Genomic DNA, 21,414 nt, shown 5'->3' on the forward strand with positions numbered 1-21,414 from the left:
TTAGCAGTTGGCGCCTGCCAGCCATCCCGGTTGTTACCCCAAGCTGCGGCCCTTGCGCCTCATGCGACCTTGGCCTCGCGCCAGCAGGCGCGGTTGCCGCCCTGGCGCTTGGCGCCATAGCTGGCCATGTCGGCAGCCCGCACGGCCTGCAGCGCGTCGGCAAACGAGGCATCGATCTGCAGCAGGCCAATGCTGACCGTCACCACAAAATGCTTGCTGCGCAGCTGGGGCTGCCAGTTTTGCAGGGTGTCACACAGCTGCGAGGCCAGCTCATGGGCCTTTTCCGGGCTGCACTGGCGCAGCACCAGCGCAAACTTGTCGCCCGCCACCCGCGCCGCATAGCCCTGAAACGGCTGCAGCAGCTGCAACTGGCGTGCCACGTGCTGCAGCACCAGATCGCCCTGCGCATGGCCGGCCAGCGCATTGATGGCCGACATATTGTCGACATTCACATAGAACAGCACCGGCGCGCTGGGCGAGGACTGGTCCAGCCCCTCGCGCCGCGCCTGCAGCAAGGCCGTCAGGTGCAGCAGCAAGGCCTCGTAGTTGGGCAGCAAGGTGAGCTTGTCCATGCGGCTGGGCGACTGCGCTGCGACGCGGGCCTGGCCGGCGCGCACAAAGCACCAGCAGGTGGCCGGCGCCGCATCGGCGATGCGCACCAGCTGCAGGCTGACCATGATGGGCGCACCTGACTGGTGGCGCAGCACCACACTGGCCTCGGCGCTGCCCAGGCGTTCCAGCTCCGGGGCCAGTTGCTCCCAGGCCAGTTCAAAATCGCGGTCGGCCATGGCCAGCATCTGCACCGGTTGGCCCAGCAAGTCCTGGCGGCTGTAGCCCAGCAAATGGGCCAGCGCCTGGGAGACTTCCTGGATCTGGTTGCCGCGCAGCAGCAAAAAGGAGAAGCGGGCATGCGCCAACACGCCCTCGGCCAGTTGCTGCTGCTGACGCAATTGCTCGGCCAGCGCATCACGCTGGCGGTGCAGCTCCTGCAGGTGCATGCCGATGCGGTCGATCTCGTCGGTGGCAGCGCCAGCCTGCGCAGCGGCCGCCACGGGCAGCGGGGTTTGCGCCAGCAACAGCCTGAAGCGCCGGGTATGCCCCCACAGCCACAGCCAGGCGAGTGCAGCCAGCGCCAGGGGCATCACCAGCAACCACCACCAGCTGCGCCACTGCCGGCCCCAGGCTTGCAGGCTCTGGTCATGCGGCATGACACGCACCACCAACCAGCGCGCCGCTGGCATCTGTGCGACGCTGACCACATGCGGCGCCAGCCACCAGGACTGGGCGCCCAAGGCGCCGCTGGCCGCATGGTCCCGCCAGCGTTGCAAGGCCTGTGCAAGCAGGCCTTCGTTGTCGATGGTCTCCAGAATGCGCGAGGGGTCGGGGTGCGAAATCAGCACACCGGCGGAGGTCATCAGCACCAGCTGGCCGCTGTCTGGCGGGCTCATGGCCAAGGACACCGGCAGCAAGCTTTGCGACTGCAGGCGCAGCACCCCGGCCATCGCGCCTTTCACGGCCCCCTGCTTGTCGCGCAGCGGAATGCCCAGTGCAATGCTGGGCCCACCCGGCGCGCTTCTGAACGGCTCGGAGACCAGGGGTTTGCCATCGACCATCACGCGGCGCAGCAAATCCCGCTCGGTGGGCTCGACGGCCGCATCGCCCTCCCCGGCATCGCGCACCTGGCGCCGAAACACCTGTGCACCACGCGCAAACACCAGACTGTCGAAGTAACGGGGGGCCGCCAGGCCCTGGTCCAGCAGCGGCGGCGGTTGGGACTCGGGGCTTTGCACCCAGGGTGCAGCGGCCTCGCCCAAGCTGCTGAGCACTTTCTGGCTTTGCTCCAGCTTGCTGCCCATCAGTTTGGCCAGCATCTCGGTCTCGTCGGCCTGCTGGGCCGACAGCTGGCTTATGACCGCCTGTTGGCTGGTCTGGATGGCCAGCCACTGCACCAGCGCCGCCCCCAGCAGCACCATCAGGGGCACGGCCAGCCATAGGCGCCACAGCCAGGGCCCGGCTGCATCACGCGGTGGCTCTAGCTGCGGCGTGGCACCCGGCGGGCGGTACAGATACAGATCCCTCCCCTCCATGCCGCCCTACCCTGCCACCGCAGCGGCATGCGCGCGGTGATGGCAATTAACAGACTGGGGCATGTGGTACCTCCTCTCAGGTGCGCACATGTTCGCTGTTTACAACAGCCTGCGGTATCGGTAAAAGACCGTACGGACAAAACCCGGGTTACGGGCGCCGGTTTGTGGTGTCCTGAAAGGCGGGGCGGCAATGCCGCTCAAGCTTTGGCCAGCTGGCGCAAGGATTCGGGCTGCGGCAGCCACAGGTTCTTGCCCAGACCGTCGAGCAAACCCTGGTCGCGCAGCTGGCGCAGCACGCGCGAGAGGGTCTCGGGCGCAATGCCCAGATGGGCCGCAATCTGACGCTTGGACTGCGCCAGACGCACGCGCAGGCCCCCATCGCCGGGCTCGGCATGCTGCAGCAACCACTGGGCGCAGCGGGCCACGGCGTCTTGTGCCACCCGGCTGACGGCCAGCGCCGCTTGCTGGCAGTACCCCTGAGCCATGCTGGTCACCAGGCCCTGGGCTTCCACCGGCCAGCGCTGCAGATAGCTGCGCAAATGCGCCACCGGCACGGCGCGGCACTGCACGGGCGTCTGGGCCACCATGTCCACCGCGCAGGGCTGGCTCGCCAACGCGGGCGCGGCATCGAGCCAGCACGGTCCCTCCATGACGCCCAGCAGATGGCGCATGCGCCCCTCTTCCTGGACGCCAAAGGCGACGGATCCCCGCTCCAGGTACAGCGCCTCCAGCAGCGGCTGGTGGCGCTGGCGCAGCAAGGCACCAGCGCTGGTGCTGGTCAGGGCAAATTCATCCAGGCGGAGTGAGTCAGGCATGGTCCGCACTTTGCCGTGATTGCGCCGGACGCGCATTGAGCTACATCAATCCTTGCCGGGGCTCAGCATCAGAAAAATGCCGGTCGCCAACCCCGATACCTAGCCCTAGCCAGCAACTGCGCCCCCGCGCCATTCAAAAACCGTATACCGCTGATATGCGGCGTACACGCCACACCTCGGGTCTTTACCAGCGGATTTTTTATCGTTTGGCACACATATTGCTCAGAGACGTCGGCGCTGACTTCACAATGCACCGCTCTCACAAATTCACACGCTTGTAACAAAGGACTGCCATGAACAACAAACAACTGCTCGCCCTGGCCGTGGTGGCCGCCTGCGCCTCTGCAGCCCAGGCCCAATCGTCTGTCACCGCCACAGGCTTGGTCGATATGTATATCGGCTCGATGAAGGCCCCCGGCGACGACGGCCGCACCTCCACCCTGGGCAGCGGTGGCATGACCACCTCCTGGTTTGGCTTCAAAGGCACCGAAGACCTGGGCGGCGGCCTGAAGGCCAGCTTTTTGCTGACCAGCTTTATGCGCGCTGACACCGGCACGCCCGGCCGCTTCAACGGCGATATCTTCTGGTCGCGCGATGCGCTGGTATCGCTGTCGGGCGATTTCGGTGCCCTTACCCTGGGCCGCACCGTGGCACCCAACTTTGTGCCCACCATCTCGATGAACCCCTTTGGGGATTCGTTCACCTTCTCGCCGCTGGTGCTGCACCAGAACGTGTCGCTGTTCAACAAGAGCGGCTGGCAAAAGAGCAACCCGTCGGACACCGGCTGGGGCAACCAAGTGATCTACAGCACGCCCAAAGTGGGTGGCTTCAGCGGCAACCTGCACTACCAGTTTGGTGAGCAGGCCGGCGAAGGTGGCAAGAACAACATCGGCCTGAACGCCACCTATGCCAGCGGTCCCTTGGCAGTCACCGCCTTCTACGAAACCGTGGACCTGAGCAACCCCGTCCCCACCGTGCTGGACCAGAACTACCGCAACTGGATGGTCGGCACCAGCTATGACGCCGGTTTTGCCAAGGCCTATGCCACTTACGGCCAGACCACCGGCAAGGACACCGACAGCAAGATCAAGACCGCCAGCCTGGGCGCCACGGTACCGCTGGGCGCCACCAGCCGCATCCTCGCCGGTTGGGCGCACAGCAAGCTGCAGGACAGCAATGCCAAGCGCGACACCGTCTCGGTTGGCTACAACTACGACTTCTCCAAGCGCACCGATGGCTATGCCATCGTGATGTACGACAAGGTCAAGGACTTTGGCAACGGCACCAGCTTTGGCGTCGGTATCCGCCACCGCTTCTAAACCATCCGCATAGCGACCTGTGCGGCCTTCCGGGCCCACAACGCAAAACGCCAGGCATGCGCGCATGCTTGGCGTTTTTTCTTGCTGGTGCAGCAGACCCGGCGCTCGCGCACCGAATCGGACAAGGCGTTTACTTCTTCAGGCACTCGCTCATGAAGGCCTTGCGCTCATCGCCCTTCTTGCCCGTCGCATCGACGTTGCAGGTCTTCATGCGTTCTTGCTGACGCTTGCGGCCGTCGGACAGGCAGCTGGACATGTAGGCCTTGCGGTCATCGCCCTTGAGCTCCTTGGTCTTGGCCTCGGTGTTGCAGGTGCCCATCAGTTGCTGCTGGGCAGTAGGGGCCTTGTCGGCGGCCAATGCAAACTGGGATGCCAGCGCGATGCTGGCCAGGACGATGAGTTTTTTCATGGAATGGGCTCTTATCTAAACTACGCCGACGACCAGCGCAAACGAATTTCTGCATATCTGGCCCTGCATGTCAATGGGCAAATGATGAAGAAGCGCAAACTGCCTACGCCGCCTTCGCGGCCGCCCATAAAAAAACGGCCGCATCGGCCGTTTCGGGGTAGGTTGATGGCGGAGCTCAGTCCACCAGGCCCACATAGATGTTTTGCACATCGTCGTCGTTCTCCAGGCCGGCCAAAAAGGCTTGCACCTCTTCTTGTGCCTCGGCAGGCAGGCTGCCCATGCTGATAGGCGTCTTGGCCTTGTAGCCCAGTTTCGCCGACAGCACCTTGATGCCCTGCTCAGGCAAGGCCTTGCTGACGGTATCGAGGTCCGTGGGCTCGGTGATGAACAGGGTCACGCCCTCTTCTTCGCCGGGCTCAAAATCCTGCGCACCGGCTTCGATCGCGGCCAGCTCCACATCGGCGCCATTCTCAGGCTCGCCCTCGACCATGCCCACATGGTCAAAATCCCAGGCCACCGCCGTCAGCTGGCCCTTGCGGAAGCACACGCGCATATTGGGTGCCGTGCGGTTGGGGTTGTCGGTCAGGCATTCCACCATCACCGGCACGCGGTGGGGTGCATAGCCTTCGAACAGCACGGTCGAATAGTTCACGGCATCGGCGCCAGCGCCCGAGCCCTTCTTGATCGCGCGCTCCAAGGTGTCCTTGGGCATCGATGCCTTGCGGGCGGCTTCGACGGCCATGCGCAGGCGCGAATTGCTGCCCACATCACCGCCACCCAGCCGAGCTGCCACCGTGATTTCCTTGACCAATTTGCCAAAGAGTTTTCCTTTGGCATCGGCGACCAGCGCCTTGCCCTTTGCTTTCCATTGCGCGCCCATGGCTGCGTTTTCCTAGTTGTTGGTTGGGCAGCAACTTTCGCTGCTGGCAACAATGCCGGGCAAAGCCCAGATTGGTAGGGCAAATTTATACACCGCCGCCCAAGGCTATGCGCCGTATAAGGGGAAATTTTCCAAAAAATACCAGGCATCGCTGCGGCCCCTCGGGCCGCCTGGGCATGCCGCTGCCATTCAGGGGCACAATACCGCCATGCCTTTTTTGCAGCCCCTGTGGCAGTGGACGCGCGCGCAGCGCAGGCCCTTGATGTGGAGCCTGGGCGGCCTGCTGCTGTCCTTTGTCAGCTTGGGGCTGCCCGGCTTTGCAAGCTACGCGCCTGCCGAACAGCTCTTTGTCTGGGCGGGCGACGGCGCGCTGCTGAAGGCCATCCCTGGCGACAGCCTCTGGCCCATCCTCATCTCGGCGAGCTTTTTGCAGGCTTTGCTCATCACGCCCCTGCACTGCCTGCTGCGGCGCTGGCGCCCGGCCTTGCCGCGCTGGTCCCATGTGCTGGGCGTGGCACTCGGGGTCTGGCTGATCAGCATTGTCTGCACCTGCCTGATGCTGCTGGCAGCAGTCGATGCATAAAACCCGCAGCCTGCCTACAATCACCGCGCCCGCTCCTTTTTACAAGCTCTCACCCTGCACGCCCCCATGCCCAGTCCCCTCTCCCCCATTGGTGTTTTTGACAGCGGCATCGGCGGCCTGAGCGTGCTGCAGGCGCTGCGCGATGTGCTGCCCCATGAGCAATTTGTCTACATAGCAGACAGTGGCAACGCGCCGTACGGCGAGCGTGGCGACGCCTTTGTGCAGCAGCGCAGCGCCTACATCACCCAGCAGATGCGCGAGCACCACGACATCAAAGCCTTGGTGATTGCCTGCAACACGGCCACGGCAGCCGCCATTGAAGGCCTGCGCGAGCAGCACCCAGGCCTGCCCATCGTCGGTGTGGAGCCGGCCTTGAAACCCGCCGCCCAGCTCAGCCAGACCCATGTAGTGGGCGTGATTGCCACCCAGGGCACCGTCAGCAGCAGCCGCTTTGCGACTTTGCAGGCGGCGCATGCCACCCAAACCCGCTTTGTGGTGCAGGCCTGCAATGGGCTGGCGCGGGCGATTGAAGACAGCACCCGGCCCGGGCGCGATGCGGCAGCCGATGCTGCGCATATCCAGGCCCTGTGCCAGACCTATCTGGCCACCATGGGCAGTTTTGGCCCGCAGCCAGACCAGATCGACACCCTGGTGCTGGGCTGCACCCACTACATTTTTGTGGCCGATACCTTGCGCGCACTCGTTGGCGATCAGGTCAGCCTGCTAGACACCGCCACACCGGTAGCCCGCCGCACCTACAGCCTTCTGCATGCCACCGGCATGCTGCGCAAGCCAGCGCAAGCCCCAGGCGCTGACCAGGCCTGCAGCCTGATGACCACCGGTGAGCTGAAGGCGCTGCAGTACGCCGCTGCGCAGTGGCTGGGGCTGCCGCCGCAGCTGTGCCAGGCCGCTGATTAGGCGGCGTTGTCGGCGGCCTCGCCCGCCACTTGCCACAGCCGGTGGCCGCCCTGGTCCAGCCAGGTCAGGTACAGCCGCACTTCCAGCTCTAGCTGGTGGTAGGTCGGCTCCATGTATTCGCACAGCTGGTAGAAGGCCTTGTTGTGGTCGGACTCGCGCAGGTGGGCCAGCTCATGCACGGCAATCATGCGCAAAAAGGACTCCGGCGCGTGCTTGAACAGGCTGCCAATGCGGATCTCATGGCGTGACTGGGTCTTGCCGCCATGGTTTTTACCGGTACGCACATGGATGCCCAGCGCCTGGTAGACCAGCTGCAGCTTGCTGTCATACACCACCTTGGCCAAGGCGGCGCTGTTGCGCATGTGCTCGCCCTTGAGCCCCATCACATAGGCATGCAAGGCTTTGTCCGAGCGCATCTGGTGCGGCTGCGGGTGGCGCTGCAGCAGCCACTGGCCCAGCTTGCCCGATTGCAGCAAGCTGCCGGCCTGCTGCTGCAAGCTGGCGGGGTAGGACTGCAGATAGGGAAGCAAGACAGGGCTAGACATGGACAGACCAACAACAAAGGCAGCACAGCGGCTGCCTTGGGATTACAAACAGGCGCTGCGCCCTAGCAGGCGCAGGCCATCATGGCTCAATGCAAATGGCGTGGGCGGCGTCCGCCGCTGCCATGGCCGCCACCTGGGCCACCGGTGCCGCGCGGGGGCTTGCCGATCTCCAGCGAATCAACCAGGGCATCAAAGCGCTGGCTGAACAGCTTGTCGATCTCGCCCACCACACCGACGAGTTCGCCCGCATCAAAATGGCGCTCCATCGTGCTCACAACATCCTGCACCAGCATGTCACGCTGCACCTGCATGATGGCCGCAGGCGTCGGGCCCACAAACAGCATCATGAAGTCGTCGCGCGACTCGGCGCTGCGGTCCTGCTCTTCGTCGTCGAACTCGGCATCGTAGAAGGTGACCTCAATGGCCGAGCCCTGGTCGGCCAGCTCGTTGAGGTTCATGCACATGTCATCGAGCGACTGGCGGAAATCATCGTCACCGCGCACCGTCCAGCACATCTGCAGCATATGGTCCTTGGGCTCGAACAAAATGCCTGGCTCTTCGTCGTAGGCGCTCTCGGAGCCATCGACCAGCGACTTGGCGCCCGCATAGGCCCACAGCGGCTTCAAGGCTTCTTGCAACTGGTCAAAGCCGACATCGGCACGCAGCTGCACTTGTCCGTGGACATGGATCTCAAAGGGTGGGTTGTAACTGGGCATGTTCTGTACCTTCCTAAATGGGGGCTGCTCGCCTGTGCTTGCAACCCCACGCCTGATGACACGGCACGCCGCATCGCCTCCACAAGGCGCCAACACCCGCCTGCACATTCATCATCTGCAAGGGCCGGTGCCAGCGACTCTCCATGCGCCACCCACCCGAGCGGCGCAGTATCCACAATATCGGACATTGTGCCCGGTTTGTCGACCACAGACGAAGAAAAAGCCAGCAGGATGCCTGCTGGCTGGCGCATGGTCTCGTCGCCGGTGCCGGCCAGGATCCCCAAACCATTCTCCTTGCTGCCAGCTTCCCGATGGGGGCTGCGCAGCACCTGTGGCGCGGGCAATAAAAAACAACGGTTTGCAGTGTTTTTCTGCGAAACCGTTGCTCTGTAATGCATGGCGCCTGGGCATTTTAACAGTTCCGCCCCAAGACCAGGTTTTGCAGGGTCAGCGGCCACCGCTGCTGCCCTGGGCAAGCCAGCGGTGGGGGCTATGGCCTTCAGTCGCCGGCCTGCACCATCTCGCCGCTCGGGTCGGTCACCCGCACCACGGTGATCGTGGGGGCATCCACTGCGTCGCCCACAATGCCGGTGCTGGCGCCGTAGAAGCCGGCCACGAACCGGAACGCGGGCAAGCCGGAAGACGCACTGCAGCGGTAGTTGAACTGGCGCAGCACTTCGGCGACACACACATAGCCCGAGTCGGTATCGATCACCGAGTTCTGATCGCGTGTCTGGAAGCGCAGGATGCGGCTTGGCATTGCAGCACTGGACGACAGCACCACCCAGGATCCGCGCAGCGCTTGGGCCGAGCCCTTGTTCACCCCATAGTAGAAGCGTTCGATCTGCACGGACTGCTCACCAGGGAAGGCAATCGTCCCGATCGATGGCGCTGTGAAGTGGATCGACTTGGCCAGGCCGGCATCGGCCTTGAACCTAGCAATCGCAGCCGGGCCACCAAAGTAGCGCCCGCCCTGGTACTGCACGGCTGGCAGATCAGGGGTGTTGGGCTCCGGCGTGGTAGATGCATCGTGCGCGCCCAACAGGCTGTGGAAGCTAGCTTGGCCACTGCTCTCGTAGTTGTATACCGACATGAAGAGCATATGGTCCTCGTTGTTGGTCGGTTTTTGCAGCTCGATGGAGATGCCCCGACCAGGCCTGCCCGTCAGCTCATTGCCCACCACCCAGGTACCCGACTCTGGTGCATAGCCCGGTGCGTAGTAGCTGGTGCGCACATTCTGGTTGTCCTGCCGGGTGTAGGCCGCCCGTGCCACGCGGAAGCCCACCAGGCGCAGGGCCTCGCCACCGCCTTCACGCACGGTACCGCTCAGCTGGTCCACACCCCGGTGCAGGGTCAGCGCGATCACCGCACCACTGCTGGTCGCGTTCAACCGGTTGCCCGAGCAGTTAAACACCAGACCGCTGCCACCGTAGCTGCACTGGGCTACCACGTTGCCGCTCAAGGTGCCGCCAAAACCGTATACCGTCGTGGCCACCGTCGCGGGATAAGGCCAGGCCACTGCCAGGTCACTGCTCATCGCGACCTGCGCACTGCTGCCGATATCGGCCCACCAGCTGCGCACCGGCTGGTGGTTGCTGTTGAACTCGACCATGGCCCAGCGGTCGACAAACGCGGGGTCGGAAAACACACCGGCAGGCGTGCCTTCGTAGTCGTAGCGCTGCATGGCCTTGGCCGTTTCGCCAGGGAACTGGATGGTTCCGGTGCTGCGGCTGGTGAACGTGATCACCACATTGCCGGGGCTTCCCGCCTCATGGCCATCACGCGCTTCGCTGCCGAAGAAGCGCCCGCCTTCGTAGAAGTACAGCGGCGCCGTGAGCTTGTTGTCCACCAGGGTGCCCAGCGCCGTGTGGAAGGTAGGCGCACCGGATTCACGGTAGTTGTAGACCTGCATGAACAAGACCCCGTCCTGGATGTCGATGCCCATGCCCCGCCCTGGCTCGCCATTGAGCTCCTCAGTGATGATCCAGGTGCCGCTCTGGGCGGCGATCCGGCCGACCGGCAGCTCGCCATTGGGGTCCGAGGTCTTGGTCACCTGGCGCGTGCTGCTACCGGTGTTGCCTGCTTCGTCGGTCTGCGAGGCGGTCACCGTCACGGAGCCCTTGGGCAAGGCACTTACCTGCATGCCAGGCGCTGTCCAGGAGCCATTGACGCAGGCCACCGTCACGCGCACCGCGCCGACACTCACCGTCACCGCACCGTCACCGCTGGTGCAGGTGCCCGCCGGGCTGTAGGCGTCCTGGTTAGAGACGTCGATGGTCGGGGCCGTGGTGATCGAGACCGCGGGGGCCGTTGTGTCCTTGACCGTGTTGAGCGAGCCGGAGATGACCGCGCCAGCCACCGTTTGCGAGGCTTTCACCAGCACCGTGCCATCGGGCAGGCTGCGCACATCCACACCGCTCAGCGACCAGTTGCCGCCGCTGCAAGCTACCGTGCTGCTGACGCTGCCAATGGCGACCGTCACCGTGCCTCCCGTGGCACTGCAGGTGCCGGAGACACCGCTGTAGCTGCCCTGGTTGCCGTTGTTGATCCGGGGAGCCAGGCTCACCGTGACCGCCGCGGCCGTGCTTTCCTTGCTGGTGGCGCGGGTGGCGCTGCCGGTATTGCCGGCCGCGTCAGTCTGCATTGCGCTCACCGTGACCGCGCCTGCAGGCAGGCCACTGACATCCATGCCCGAGGCCGACCAGATACCGCTGCTGCACACCGGCGAAGGCACTGCAGCCACGCTGCCCACGCGCACAGTGACCGCCACTCCGCTCTCGGAGCAGCTGCCCGTCACGCCGTAGGCCGATTGGTTGGCCGCGTTGATCACCGGCGCCGAGGTGATGGCCACCGAGGGCGCTGTCGCATCCTTGCCAGTGACCTGGCTGCCCGAACCCGTTTGGCCGCCTACCGTCTGCGATGCCGTAACCGTGACCATGCCATCAGGCAGTCCGCTCACATTGATACCCGAGGCCGACCAGCTGCCGCCACCGCATACCGCAGAAGCTGGCACCGAGCCCAGCATGATGGCGACCGCTTCCCCATTGGCCGAGCAGCTGCCGGAGACCGTGTAAGTGCCCTGGTTGGCCGCGTTGATTGCAGGTGCTGCAGAGACCGTCACCACCGGGGGCGGTACCGAGCCTGAACTCTTGGTGGTTGTCTGGCTCGCGGACGCCGTCACCGAGGATGCGGTCTGGGTGGCCGTGAGGGTCACCGTGCCATCCGGCAAACCTTGGGCGTTCACGCTGCCGCTAAAACTGCCAGCCTGCGTGCAAGGCAGAGACTGGCTCACACCTGCTGGGCTGGAAGTGATGCCCACATTGCCGCTGCCGGCACTGCAGCTGCCGCTGACAGGTACCGCTGTCTGGTTGCCCGCGGTGATCAGTGGCAAGGGGTTGAGGGTGACGGTCGGTTTGCAATCAGGCATTGAGGCAGTGGAGTTGCCGACGACCACCGAGGCGCTGAGCAACGGAAGGGTCAGCGCCTTGGCCACCAGCTCAATGCGCAGCGCCGTCACACTCATCGACGTGGCGTTTTGGCTTTGCTCATTGGTGTAGAGCTTGACGCCCACCTCTGTGCCCAAGGTGGGCAGGCCGATCGTCAGATTGACCAGCCCGTTGACTGTCGCACTCACACCGTTGAGCGCTCCTGTCCCGCCGAGGATTTCGGCATCGCCCGAACCTTGCGGCACGCCGTTGACGCAAGCCATGCGTGCTTCAGAGCTGATGGTATTGGCACCCAGCGCCAAACCTGCCAGGGTGAGGTTCAGCCCATTGACCGAGGTATTGGACACCACACTGTTTTGCGCCAGCGTGCTCTTGGTGGAGGAATTAATGACACCGGTACCCACACTCAGGATCCCGGCACTGACGCCGACGTTGGCAACGGAGGCGGGGGTGTTGAAATCCGGTGGTGCACTTTTCTGCCCTGTATCGGCGGCCGGGATATCCAGTCCCACGCCGACCACATCGGCAGTGACAGACAGGCCATAGGCCCGGCCCGTTCCGGAGGACGCCGCCCAGGCGGAAACGCTGCAGACAAGGGCCATGCTGGCAAGCCCCCCATACAGCAGACGACGGATGGCTCTCTGTGCACCAAGCGGTTTCATAGCGTCTCCTTCTGCACCACGCCAGAACGCCCGTGTCGGTGTGATCTGCTCAGACCTTCACTACCGGCGGTCGAGGACAGGTGCTGCTGATTGCTCATACAAACACAACTACTCACAAAGACAAAGGTACTGCTAATTCCTGTAAAGCGTAAATTACTTTATTGAAACGATATATAAGCCCAAGCAGAGGCAAGCTATGGCTTCATGCTTAGCAACTACAAAGACTTATAGAGGTTTCCCGGAGTCACTCGCGCCCTGCACCAAGGCGTTAACTTGCATCTTTTGTAAATATTTTCTGCACCATCCGTCAACCCAAACCCAGCAGCCATGCGCCTTGGCAAGCGGTTCCGCACAGCGAGGACGCGCCGCAGGCCTGGCGGCAACGGCAAGGCCCACCTGCAAATTCAGCCAGAAACAGAGGAAAAGCACCCGGCCTGGGCGCAGTGACAGGGCCCGGCTCTGCGCTGCCGTCGCACGACCAGGCCTACACCATCCAGAGAAACAGGCCTACAGCAGCGCATGGGCTGCAGGCCTATGGCGGCCACTGAACCCCGCCGGTGCAAGCGTTCCGTGCCGGTGAACCCCGCTTTCACCGCGCTGAACACCGCCGGGCGAGGGCTGAGACCAAGCCGCCCCCTGCAGACCAAGGCCAGCAGCCGGCTTACTGGCCGCCGCGCACCATCGACAGGATCTTGGCCGTGTTCAGGCCGCTGGCCGTCTCCTGCATCTGCGCCTGGTAGCGCGATTGCAGCTGGCGGCCGTCCTGCATCACATGCTGGTAGGCGTTCTTGAGCATGTCGGTCGACAGCTGGCGCCCGCCCGCGTAGTACTGGTTGGCCACATGGGCCAGCGCGTAGGTCGAGGCAAAGCTCATGCCGCTGCTCACCGCCTGCCGGCCCAGGCCGCCCAGCAGGCCCTTGCCGGCCTTGCCCAGCAAGCCGCCCAGCAGCTTGCGCCCGGCCTGCTCCAGGTACTGCGAGGTCAAACCCACGCCCAGGGCGCCCAGCAGGTCCTTGATGTGGCCCTTGTCCAGCTCGTAGCCATAGTTCTGCCCGATCTGGTAGACCAGGCGCATCTGCAGCGGAATGATGGCCAAGGTCGAGAGGTTCTCGGGCAGCAGCTCAATCGCGCCATTGAGGATCGAGGCCTTGAGGATCTTCTGGTCCATGGCTTCCACCGACAAGGCGGATGGCCGGCGCTCGGTCTGTGCCGGCACCAGCGGGTCGGCCGCTGCCGGGTGGGGCGCCGGCTCGGTCAGCGCCAGCGGGGCTTCGGGCAAAGCGGCATTCAACGGCGCGTCGACCAGGTTGCCCGCCAGTGCTTGCGCGGGCGGCGTGCCGAATGCAGCAGCTGCAGCGCCCCCCGCAGCCAACGCAGGTGCCACCGCAGCCGCCAGCGGTGTGGGCGGCGATGCCTGCCCTGCAGTGCCAAAGGCCTCGCGCAGCTGCGCCAAAAAGGCCGCTTCCTTGGGGCTCGTGCTGCCATCGGCTTCGCACACACACAAGGCCATCTCATAGGCCAGCTGGCGCGATTCGGTGGTCTGCAACTGGGCCAGCACATCACCCAGTTGCACCCGGCGCAGCAGCACGTCTTGGTAAAGATGGGGCAGATTGATCTGCTGGTCGGCCGCCAGGCCCTCGGCCACCTGGCGGATCTGCTCGCGCTCACGCTCGTGCTTCTCGCCATCGGCGAAGGAGGCAAGCAGGCACAGGGTCAAGGTCGCACGAATTTCTTCAGTCGTCATGGGTCAGGGCTCCGCAATAAAAGTGCACAAAAGAAGGCACTTGGAGCCCTGTGCGCCGCCGGGGTTCCGCAAAAAAGCGACACATTCGGCCGTCTGCGCTGTCGTCCTACGCGCCAGCCCTCAACGCGGCTTGCAGTTGCTCGTCTGCAACCACTGCGTCACCTGGGTCATCGTGCGCCGCTCCTGGTCGGCTTCCATTGCAAAACCGGGGTGCAATCTGCCTTTGTCCAGGTAGCCGCTCAGCACCTTTTGGCTATTGCCCAGCCCATAACCGCCATGGGTTTGGAAAGGCACCAGGGACTTGCCTTGCCAGTTTTGCGCTGCCAGAAAGGCACGCACCACAGGCGGTACGGTTTCACCCCAAATGGGAAAGCCCAGATACACCGTGTCAAAGACGCCGATATCGACAGGGCGCGCCAAAGCTCGGCTGCGGCCCGCATCACGCTCCTGCCGGGCCTGCTCCACCGTCTCCAGGTAGTCCTCGGGATACGGTGTGGCCGGCAGGATCTCGGCGATCTGCACTTTGAGGCTGCGCTGGATCAGGCCGGCAATGACCCGTGTATTGCCGGTGCGTGAAAAGTAGGCCACCAGCACGTTGCCAGCGCCGCTGCCGCAGCCCTGGTTCGGCTGCGCAGAGGCCGCCCCCACGACCGGCAAGCTGGCCAGGGTGCCCAGCAGCGCCCTTCGGGTAGAGCGGGAGGCGGATGCCATCACAGCGTCTTGTTGTAGAACGGTGTCAGCTTGCCCATCGCGGCATCGACATACTTGGGCACCCAGTAGGTCTCGATGTGGGTGGCTCCCTCAATCTTGAACAGCTCCTTGTGCTTGGCGCCGCTGGCTTTGGCAAAGGCCTCCTCGGTCATGTACAGGCTGTCGGCGGCAGTCCCCGCCACCATCAGCAAGGGCTGCTCCAGCAGCGCGATCTGGTCGGTCGCATCCCAGCGCATCAGGTCCAACAGGCTGCTGCTGGTGTACTTGAACGTCGAGTTGGGGTGCGCGTGGGTGCGCCAGTAGTATTCGTAGCCCTGGCGGTACATCTCGAAAGGGAGTGCGGCAATCTGCGCATCGCTCATGTCGGCATCGCCCGCGTAGAGAATGTTGCCGCCCGCCGCTTGCGTAGCCCGCGCATCGCTGGCTTGCTGCAGGCGCTGCTGCACCGTTGCCATTTGCGAATCGGCAAAGCCATTGCGGCGCACCCGCCCGGAGTTGAACATGCTCAAGGTGGCAATTGATTTGAAACGCTTGTCCGACTTGGCCGCCGAGAGCGCATAGCCGCCACCCCCACAAATACCCAAAAGCCCCAGGCGCTGCGGGTCGACACCGGCAAAGCGCGTGATGAAGTCGGCCATGCCGTGGATATCTTCCACCCGAAACTGGGGCTTGTCGGTGCTGCGCGGCAGACCGCCGCTGCCGCCTTGGTAGGCTGCATCGGCGGTGATGGTGACGAAGCCTTGCTCTGCCAGACGCTGGGCATACAGGCCCGCTACCTGCTCTTTGACCCCGCCATTCGGGTGCGCCACCACAATCGCCGGGTACGGCTGCTGGGGATCGTAGTTGGCGGGGGTGTAGACATTGGCCGCAATATCCAGCCCATTGAGCGGGTAGGTCACCGGATGGATATTGACCTTGCCCGCTTCATTCTTGGCAATCGCGCCGGCATAGACCAAGGTGAAGGGATTTTTAGCGGCATCGGTAGCGGCCGCTGTCGTGGTAGTCATGGTGGAAATTCCTAATGTGGTCAGGGACAGGCTAAGCGCGGATTGCGTCATCAGCGCGCGTCGGGTCAGGAGGGTCATTGGAGAAGGCCTTTCGGTGTGGGAAGACAGGACGTTGCGCGCCGATCAGTCCAGCTGCTGTGCTGAGAGGAACTGCGCCACCAGCTCCGCGATCTCGCGGTTGTTGAGGTCCGACATCAGAAAGTGCGTGTTGCCATGCACACCAATCTTGGGCAGATGCACCAGTTGGGCGTTGCCGCCGTGCTGGTTGATAGCCGCCACCCAGCGTTGGGCCATCGCCAAGCGAACGCGCCAGTTGTCTTGTCCACGTTCTGCGGTCGGCGTGGTGGGGAAGTTGTCCCCGTAGTAGATGACGATGGGAATCCGGGTCAGCTTCAGAAAATCTTCCAGCGGCACGATCTCGGGCGCCAAGCTGCCTGCGGCGCTGGGCATGGGCTCGGGGGCATCTTGCTGCGCAAAGATAAAACCGCTGCCCGGCTCAAAAGCCACGATGGCCTTGACGTTCGGGTTGCGTATGGCGGTCAGCCAGCCAGGCCCGCCCCCTTGCGAATGCGTGAACAAAATGCCGGGCCCGACCTTGGAGAACAGCGCCGACATGGCATCGGCAATGACGCCGGCGTCGTAGGGGCCGGTGTTAGGCGTGATGGAGCGCAGGAACTGGTTCAAGGTGTCAGCAGAGGCATCAAACTGGACGTTGTCGAATCGCCTGGGCCATTGCCCAATGCGAAACTGGTCAAAGAACAGCTGGTCATTCGGTGTGGGCTCGACGGTGGCGGCCACGGTGCTGTTGCCGGCGCGCCCACGGCGTGGCTGGTCCACCAAATACACCGAAAATCCGCGCCGCAAAAACAAGGTCTGGAAGCCCTCGCGGCCGTCTGGCGTGCTCTCCCAGCTGCGTGCAGATTGGAAAGCCCCGTGCAGCATGACAATGGGCAGCGGCTTGGCCTGCACCGGCACCTGGTAGAAGGCGTACAGATGGTCGCCATGCAAACTCTGCCCTGCGGCAGTGGGCTGGTTGTTGTCATAGCGCCCGGGAGTCTGCTGCACCACACCGCCCACGGCAAAGCTGCCTTGGGATTGGATCTGCAACGGCTCAGGAGCGGGCCCGGACCGCGTGGCGCAGCCGGTGACCAGGGCCGCCGTGCACAAAAGTTGGGGGATATTCATGCTTGTCCTTTCATCGCCAGCGCTTGGCTGAGGGCGACCTGGGCCCACTCTGCGCTCGCGGCCAGGCCGCTGGCCGCCAATGCCTGGCTGAGCTCACGCAGCTGCGATGCGCGCAGCCCCACACGCAGACTGGCGAGCATGTGCGAGCGCAGTTGTGCCTCGGCGCCCGGTGTCGCCGCCAATGCGCCAAGCGTGGCCAGCTCCCGGCTTTGCCAATCGAGGTTGTCGCGCTCAAAGATGTCGCCAAACAAATGCGCCTGCAAAAACTGGTTGATGACCGGCGCAAACGCCATCACCGGCCCTTGTACCGGCCCGCCGGAGATTTCTGTCTGGTTTCTGCGGCCCAGGGCGACCAGCTCCTCGCCAGTCGCCACGGCGCGGCTGGGCTCTGCGCCTGCCGCATCCTGAATGCCTTGTTGCTGGCGTGCCTCCACCACGTTCATCAACTGGCCCAGCGCATTGAGGCTTTTGGGGAAGCCCACATAGGCATAGAGCTGCACCAGCACTTCCTTGGTCTCGCTGATGCTCAGCCCCGCATCCAGGCCCTGGTGCAGGGCGACATCGAGCTGCGCCATGTCACTGCTGGCGGCAAATGCCGCTATCAAGGGAATCGCCTTTTGCTTCGCGTTGAGCGTGTCTGCGCCGGGGTAATGGCGTTTTGGCGCCTGCAGCGCAGCGGCTGGCTGCAGACCCGCGCTTTTCCAGGCTGCTTGGTAGTTGTCGTCGCTCACCTGCTCTTGCCAGGCCACCGATGGGCCGTCCTGCTTTTCTGCGATGGCCACATGCGCCATCGCGCCACCCGGGCCTGCGCCGTGCCAGTGGCGGGCGTTGGCAGGAATGCTGACGACATCGCCCACGCGCATCACACGCGCCGCCTGCCCCGCTTGTTGCACCAGGCCGATGCCCTGCGTCACGATCAGCGTCTGGCCCAGCGGATGGGTGTGCCAGGCTGTGCGCGCAGCGGCCTCAAAGGCGACGGTGCCACCGCCAGCGCGGCCAGGCGTTGGCGCGCTGAACGGCGTGGTGATGCGAACGGCACCGGTAAAGCGGTCTGCCGCCCCCGTGGTAGCGGGCTGGGTCGCAGCGGCACGAACCTCCACAGCGGCCGTGCGCGGGTCGCTGCGCTGGGGCTGCGCTCCGGCGCTGGTGGCGGCGCCGGCCAATGCGATGCAAAGCAAGGATTTCATGGTGCGTAACTCCGGTGATTGGGGGCAGCGCTGTGGGGGCAAAGTGGCGGATCTCTGCGTATCCCAGCGCGCGATGGAGCCCACTTTAAGCAAGCGCATTGATACTGAATAGTGGTGAATAGGTTGATTTATTCGCATCTAATTGATGACAATATGCGCAACAGAAAGCAAAGGCATGGCCCTCAACGAACTGCGATCCATCACCACCTTTATCAAGGCCGCCGAGCAGGGCAGCCTGCGCAAGGCCGCCATGGAGCTGGGCATCAGCCCCCAGGCAGCCAGCAAGGCGCTGGCCCAGCTCGAAGCGCATCTGGATGCGCGCCTATTCCACCGCACCACCCGGGTGATGTCGCTGACCGATGCCGGCCAGCGCTTACTGGAGGAGGTGCAGCCGTCGGTGCAAGGCATGCAACGGGCGCTGGACAATGCCCGCAAAGGCAAAGACGACTTCCGAGGCCCCTTGCGCATCGCCGGGCCGCGCAGCACATTCGGGCCCATCCTGTGGCGATTGGTGGAGGAGTTCTGCGACCGGCACCCAGGCATTCAACCCGATGTGCTGCTGGAAGACCGGGTCGGCAATTGGGTCGAGGACCGCGTGGACGTGGGCTTCCGGCTGGGCGCATCGGCGCATGAAGGGGTGATTGCACGCAAATTGTTTGCGCTGCAAATGGTGATATGCGCCGCGCCCGCCTACCTGCAGCAGCACGGAGCACCCCAGTCGCTCAGCGCGCTGGAAGCACACCGATGCAGTGCCTACCGCCACCCGGCTACCGGCAAGGTCCTGCCCTGGCATGTGCTGATGGGCGAGCAGATCGTGGACATCCCCGTGGTGCCCACCCTCTGCAGCAATGACGAAGGCTTTGAGCTGGAGGCGGTGTTGCGCGGCAAGGTACTGGGCCAACTGGCAGGCGTGACTGCCGCCCCCTATATCCGCGAGGGGCGCCTGGTGCCGGTGCTGGTCGAGCACACGCCCGAGTACCTCCACTACTTTGTGTACTTTGGCAGCAGAAGCTCTCAGCCCGCAAGGGCACGCGCCTTCATCGATCTGGCGGTGCAGCGCCTGGTGGACAACCCGCAGTACATCCTCAGCGAAGAGGAACTGCGCCGGTTCACGGCAGCAGCCCCGGCGTCAAAAGGCCAGCCCAAGGCCAAGCCCTCCCCTTAGCGCGGCGGGCCTGTTTTGAGGGCGGCCACCAGCGCAATGCCTGCCTGCAGCAGCTCCTCGCGCAAGATCTGCAGGGCCAGCACCTGGTGGGCCGCATCCATCTGCGCATCGTGGTTGGCCACGCTGATGGCAGCGGTATGGGCGGTAGGGCCGGCGTGGGCCAAATCGGGGGCCTGGAACTCGATCGCCAGCCCCACACCGGTGGCGCCCGAGGTGAGCAGGTTGACGCTGAGCGAATGGCCGCGTTTGCGGGTCTGGCGCACCATGTCCATCAAGCGCTCTTGGCTGATGCCGGCGGCCTCGTAGTCCAGGCGGCGGCGCTGGTAGATCTGCTCCAGCTCGGCATCGCGCAGGCTGGCGGCCAGGGCCAGGCTGGCCGTGCCCTGGCCCAGCAGGCGGATTTGCCCAGCCATCAGGCTGTGGGCATGCAGCACCGTGCTGCCCGGCTGCACATGCAGGCAATGGGCAAAGTCGCCCACGCGGATGATGAGAAACACCGTATCGCCGCTGCGCCGGGCCACGCTGACCATGACCGGGTGGCAGACCTCGAAGATGGGGGGCTTGGCCATCGCGGCCAGGCCCGTCAGCATCGCCTCCACCCCCAGCCGGTAGCGGCCCGAGGCCGCATCCTTGGCCGCATAGCCGGTCTGGGCCAGCACCATCAGCAAGCGCCTGGCGGTCGAGCGGTCCAGGCCGGACTGCGTTGTCAACTCTGCAATCGACAGGCCTTGCACATGGTGGCGCGCCAGCAGGCGCAGCACCTTGACCAAGCGCGCAGGGCTTTGCGCCCCGGGAAAACCTGAGTTCATATCGTGAACATCCCTGCTGCCAGCTTTTGCCATTCCAGCGCTTCCCGTCTCATAGTTGCTCGTCCCTCTTGCGGTGCGCACAAGCTAAAGCAGATCGCTGCTGCGTGCTGTCTCCCCCATTATCTGGAAAACCCTATGAACGCCTACCGCCCTGTACACGCTCCCCACCTTGCCCCTGTTGTCGGCAGCGCCGGCTCGCCCCGCTGGACCCAGCGCCCCGCGCAATCGAACTGGGGCGACTTTGGCCCCGATGACCAGCTCGGCCGCCTGAACTACCTGACGGCGGACAAGGTGAAAGAAGCGGCGCTGGAAATACAGACCGGCGAGCGCTTTTGCCTGAGCCTGCCGCTGGACAAGCCCGGCGGCAATGCGCTCAACCCGCGCCGCCATCCGCCAGTCATCAAACCCTCGCGCCGGCCGTTGGGCCCGGGCCTGAACTTTGCGCTCTCGCGCGAGAACCCCAATTACACCGATGTGGTCAGCGACGACTACGCCGAGATCTACCTGCAGTACTCCACGCAGTGGGATGCGTTGTCGCACGTGGGCAGCCATTTCGACATCAATGGCGATGGCGTGGACGAGCTGGTCTACTACAACGGCTTCCAGGCCGGCATCGACATTCTGGCGCCCGATGACCTGCCCGACATGGGCGGCCAGTCACGCGCCAAGGCGCTGGGCGTGGAGCGCCTGGCCGAGCAGGCCATCCAGGGCCGGGGCGTGCTGGTCAACCTGCGCCGCCACTTTGGCGACGGCCACACCCTCGTGTCGGGCAAGATGCTCAAGGAGGTACTCAAGGCCGACGGCATCGAAGTCACCAAGGGCGACATCGTCGCGCTCTACACCGGCTTTAGCGAGCTGCTGCTGGCCTGCGATGGGCCGCCCAAGTCCGACATGCCCGAGACCGTGGGCGCGGTGCTCGATGGGCGCGATCCCGAGCTGCAGCAGTGGATCATCGACAGCCACATTACCACCTTGGTGGCCGACAACTACGGTATCGAATCGGTGCCGGGCCGGCCGGCCGATGGCAGATGCGCCTTTTTGCCACTGCACGAGCTGTGCCTGTTCAAGCTGGGCATGCCATTTGGTGAGCTGTGGTACCTGCACCCGTTGGCGCAGTGGCTGCAGGCCCATGGCCGCTACCGCTTTATGCTGACGGCGCCTGCGCTGCGCCTGCCCGGTGCCGTGGGCTCACCCGTCACCCCGGTGGCCACCGTCTAAAGGCCGCC

General features: G+C 64.4%; 18 protein-coding genes. 5 read left to right on the plus strand and 13 right to left on the minus strand.

The annotated features are described in order from the left end of the window. Window positions 1-59: 59 nt before the first annotated feature. Window positions 60-2,087, minus strand: coding sequence for a diguanylate cyclase domain-containing protein (locus M2375_RS08895; protein ID WP_259165262.1), 2,028 nt, complete (start codon window positions 2,085-2,087; stop codon window positions 60-62). A gap of 197 nt (window positions 2,088-2,284) precedes the next feature. After that, window positions 2,285-2,902: a Crp/Fnr family transcriptional regulator gene (locus M2375_RS08900; RefSeq protein WP_259165264.1), complete on the minus strand. Its 618-nt coding sequence runs from the start codon at window positions 2,900-2,902 to the stop codon at window positions 2,285-2,287. 293 nt (window positions 2,903-3,195) lie between these two features. On the opposite strand from M2375_RS08900, the gene M2375_RS08905 reads away from it, so the two are divergent. Next, window positions 3,196-4,221, plus strand: coding sequence for a porin (locus tag M2375_RS08905; protein WP_259165266.1), 1,026 nt, complete (start codon window positions 3,196-3,198; stop codon window positions 4,219-4,221). 130 nt (window positions 4,222-4,351) lie between these two features. Here the strand turns inward: M2375_RS08905 and M2375_RS08910 are convergent, their stop codons facing one another. Together M2375_RS08910 and M2375_RS08915 are read right to left on the minus strand one after the other, a co-directional pair. Continuing rightward, complete coding sequence (locus M2375_RS08910; RefSeq protein WP_182327269.1) at window positions 4,352-4,630, minus strand: PsiF family protein; 279 nt, start codon at window positions 4,628-4,630, stop codon at window positions 4,352-4,354. A gap of 175 nt (window positions 4,631-4,805) precedes the next feature. Then, a complete protein-coding gene (locus tag M2375_RS08915; RefSeq protein ID WP_182327268.1) occupies window positions 4,806-5,510 on the minus strand; it encodes a YebC/PmpR family DNA-binding transcriptional regulator in 705 nt (234 codons plus the stop codon). A 208-nt stretch (window positions 5,511-5,718) separates the two neighbouring features. Here M2375_RS08915 and M2375_RS08920 point away from each other — a divergent pair, with 208 nt between their 5' ends. Both M2375_RS08920 and murI read left to right on the plus strand, forming a co-directional pair. Beyond that, the gene (locus M2375_RS08920) at window positions 5,719-6,093 is read left to right on the plus strand and encodes a hypothetical protein (protein WP_259165269.1); all 375 of its coding nucleotides are present in this window, start codon (window positions 5,719-5,721) and stop codon (window positions 6,091-6,093) included. A 66-nt stretch (window positions 6,094-6,159) separates the two neighbouring features. Then, window positions 6,160-7,011 carry a glutamate racemase gene (murI, locus tag M2375_RS08925; RefSeq protein ID WP_259165270.1) on the plus strand — a complete coding sequence of 284 codons (852 nt, stop codon included), beginning with the start codon at window positions 6,160-6,162 and terminating at the stop codon, window positions 7,009-7,011. Here the strand turns inward: murI and M2375_RS08930 are convergent. The 8 genes from M2375_RS08930 to M2375_RS08965 form a co-directional block, all read right to left on the minus strand. Next, window positions 7,008-7,556 (minus strand): YgjP-like metallopeptidase domain-containing protein, encoded by a 549-nt coding sequence (locus M2375_RS08930; RefSeq protein WP_259165272.1) that lies wholly within the window; start codon window positions 7,554-7,556, stop codon window positions 7,008-7,010. The two genes, murI and M2375_RS08930, sit on opposite strands and share 4 nt — an antisense overlap. A gap of 86 nt (window positions 7,557-7,642) precedes the next feature. Beyond that, window positions 7,643-8,272: a DUF6806 family protein gene (locus M2375_RS08935; protein ID WP_259165273.1), complete on the minus strand. Its 630-nt coding sequence runs from the start codon at window positions 8,270-8,272 to the stop codon at window positions 7,643-7,645. Window positions 8,273-8,771: 499 nt separating this feature from the next. Further along, window positions 8,772-12,380, minus strand: a complete 3,609-nt coding sequence (locus tag M2375_RS08940; RefSeq protein ID WP_259165275.1) for a choice-of-anchor P family protein — start codon at window positions 12,378-12,380, stop codon at window positions 8,772-8,774. 661 nt (window positions 12,381-13,041) lie between these two features. Next, complete coding sequence (locus tag M2375_RS08945) at window positions 13,042-14,124, minus strand: TerB family tellurite resistance protein (RefSeq protein WP_259165278.1); 1,083 nt, start codon at window positions 14,122-14,124, stop codon at window positions 13,042-13,044. 120 nt (window positions 14,125-14,244) lie between these two features. Beyond that, a complete protein-coding gene (locus tag M2375_RS08950; protein ID WP_259165280.1) occupies window positions 14,245-14,835 on the minus strand; it encodes a flavodoxin in 591 nt (196 codons plus the stop codon). Next, a complete protein-coding gene (locus tag M2375_RS08955) occupies window positions 14,835-15,842 on the minus strand; it encodes an alpha/beta hydrolase (protein ID WP_259165281.1) in 1,008 nt (335 codons plus the stop codon). The genes M2375_RS08950 and M2375_RS08955 overlap by 1 nt, the downstream gene beginning before the upstream one ends. A gap of 123 nt (window positions 15,843-15,965) precedes the next feature. Then, complete coding sequence (locus M2375_RS08960) at window positions 15,966-17,027, minus strand: alpha/beta fold hydrolase (protein WP_259165282.1); 1,062 nt, start codon at window positions 17,025-17,027, stop codon at window positions 15,966-15,968. Then, window positions 17,024-18,214 (minus strand): carboxymuconolactone decarboxylase family protein, encoded by a 1,191-nt coding sequence (locus tag M2375_RS08965; RefSeq protein WP_259165283.1) that lies wholly within the window; start codon window positions 18,212-18,214, stop codon window positions 17,024-17,026. Before M2375_RS08965 ends, M2375_RS08960 begins: the two co-directional genes overlap by 4 nt. Before the next feature lie 175 nt (window positions 18,215-18,389). Between M2375_RS08965 and M2375_RS08970 the strand changes: the two genes are divergently transcribed. Then, window positions 18,390-19,379 carry a LysR family transcriptional regulator gene (locus M2375_RS08970; RefSeq protein ID WP_259165284.1) on the plus strand — a complete coding sequence of 330 codons (990 nt, stop codon included), beginning with the start codon at window positions 18,390-18,392 and terminating at the stop codon, window positions 19,377-19,379. On the opposite strand, the gene M2375_RS08975 is transcribed toward M2375_RS08970, so the two are convergent. Next, window positions 19,376-20,188, minus strand: coding sequence for an IclR family transcriptional regulator (locus M2375_RS08975; RefSeq protein WP_259165285.1), 813 nt, complete (start codon window positions 20,186-20,188; stop codon window positions 19,376-19,378). The two genes, M2375_RS08970 and M2375_RS08975, sit on opposite strands and share 4 nt — an antisense overlap. A 135-nt stretch (window positions 20,189-20,323) precedes the next feature. Between M2375_RS08975 and M2375_RS08980 the strand changes: the two genes are divergently transcribed. Then, window positions 20,324-21,406: a cyclase family protein gene (locus M2375_RS08980; protein WP_259165287.1), complete on the plus strand. Its 1,083-nt coding sequence runs from the start codon at window positions 20,324-20,326 to the stop codon at window positions 21,404-21,406. Window positions 21,407-21,414 lie beyond the last annotated feature (8 nt).

It is taken from the genome of Comamonas sp. BIGb0152 (assembly GCF_024809975.1).
Classification (GTDB): Bacteria; Pseudomonadota; Gammaproteobacteria; order Burkholderiales; family Burkholderiaceae_C; genus Comamonas.

Excerpts from the sequence above, each read along its gene's own strand:
- M2375_RS08915 (WP_182327268.1), bottom strand. The coding sequence starts at position 5,510 with ATGGGCGCGCAATGGAAAGCAAAGGGCAAGGCGCTGGTCGCCGATGCC.
- M2375_RS08935 (WP_259165273.1), bottom strand. The coding sequence starts at position 8,272 with ATGCCCAGTTACAACCCACCCTTTGAGATCCATGTCCACGGACAAGTG.
- murI (WP_259165270.1), top strand. The coding sequence starts at position 6,160 with ATGCCCAGTCCCCTCTCCCCCATTGGTGTTTTTGACAGCGGCATCGGC.
- M2375_RS08945 (WP_259165278.1), bottom strand. The coding sequence starts at position 14,124 with ATGACGACTGAAGAAATTCGTGCGACCTTGACCCTGTGCCTGCTTGCC.
- M2375_RS08960 (WP_259165282.1), bottom strand. The coding sequence starts at position 17,027 with ATGAATATCCCCCAACTTTTGTGCACGGCGGCCCTGGTCACCGGCTGC.
- M2375_RS08920 (WP_259165269.1), top strand. The coding sequence starts at position 5,719 with ATGCCTTTTTTGCAGCCCCTGTGGCAGTGGACGCGCGCGCAGCGCAGG.
- M2375_RS08975 (WP_259165285.1), bottom strand. The coding sequence starts at position 20,188 with ATGAACTCAGGTTTTCCCGGGGCGCAAAGCCCTGCGCGCTTGGTCAAG.
- M2375_RS08910 (WP_182327269.1), bottom strand. The coding sequence starts at position 4,630 with ATGAAAAAACTCATCGTCCTGGCCAGCATCGCGCTGGCATCCCAGTTT.
- M2375_RS08895 (WP_259165262.1), bottom strand. The coding sequence starts at position 2,087 with ATGGAGGGGAGGGATCTGTATCTGTACCGCCCGCCGGGTGCCACGCCG.
- M2375_RS08930 (WP_259165272.1), bottom strand. The coding sequence starts at position 7,556 with ATGTCTAGCCCTGTCTTGCTTCCCTATCTGCAGTCCTACCCCGCCAGC.
- M2375_RS08965 (WP_259165283.1), bottom strand. The coding sequence starts at position 18,214 with ATGAAATCCTTGCTTTGCATCGCATTGGCCGGCGCCGCCACCAGCGCC.
- M2375_RS08950 (WP_259165280.1), bottom strand. The coding sequence starts at position 14,835 with ATGGCATCCGCCTCCCGCTCTACCCGAAGGGCGCTGCTGGGCACCCTG.
- M2375_RS08970 (WP_259165284.1), top strand. The coding sequence starts at position 18,390 with ATGGCCCTCAACGAACTGCGATCCATCACCACCTTTATCAAGGCCGCC.
- M2375_RS08900 (WP_259165264.1), bottom strand. The coding sequence starts at position 2,902 with ATGCCTGACTCACTCCGCCTGGATGAATTTGCCCTGACCAGCACCAGC.
- M2375_RS08955 (WP_259165281.1), bottom strand. The coding sequence starts at position 15,842 with ATGACTACCACGACAGCGGCCGCTACCGATGCCGCTAAAAATCCCTTC.
- M2375_RS08905 (WP_259165266.1), top strand. The coding sequence starts at position 3,196 with ATGAACAACAAACAACTGCTCGCCCTGGCCGTGGTGGCCGCCTGCGCC.
- M2375_RS08940 (WP_259165275.1), bottom strand. The coding sequence starts at position 12,380 with ATGAAACCGCTTGGTGCACAGAGAGCCATCCGTCGTCTGCTGTATGGG.
- M2375_RS08980 (WP_259165287.1), top strand. The coding sequence starts at position 20,324 with ATGAACGCCTACCGCCCTGTACACGCTCCCCACCTTGCCCCTGTTGTC.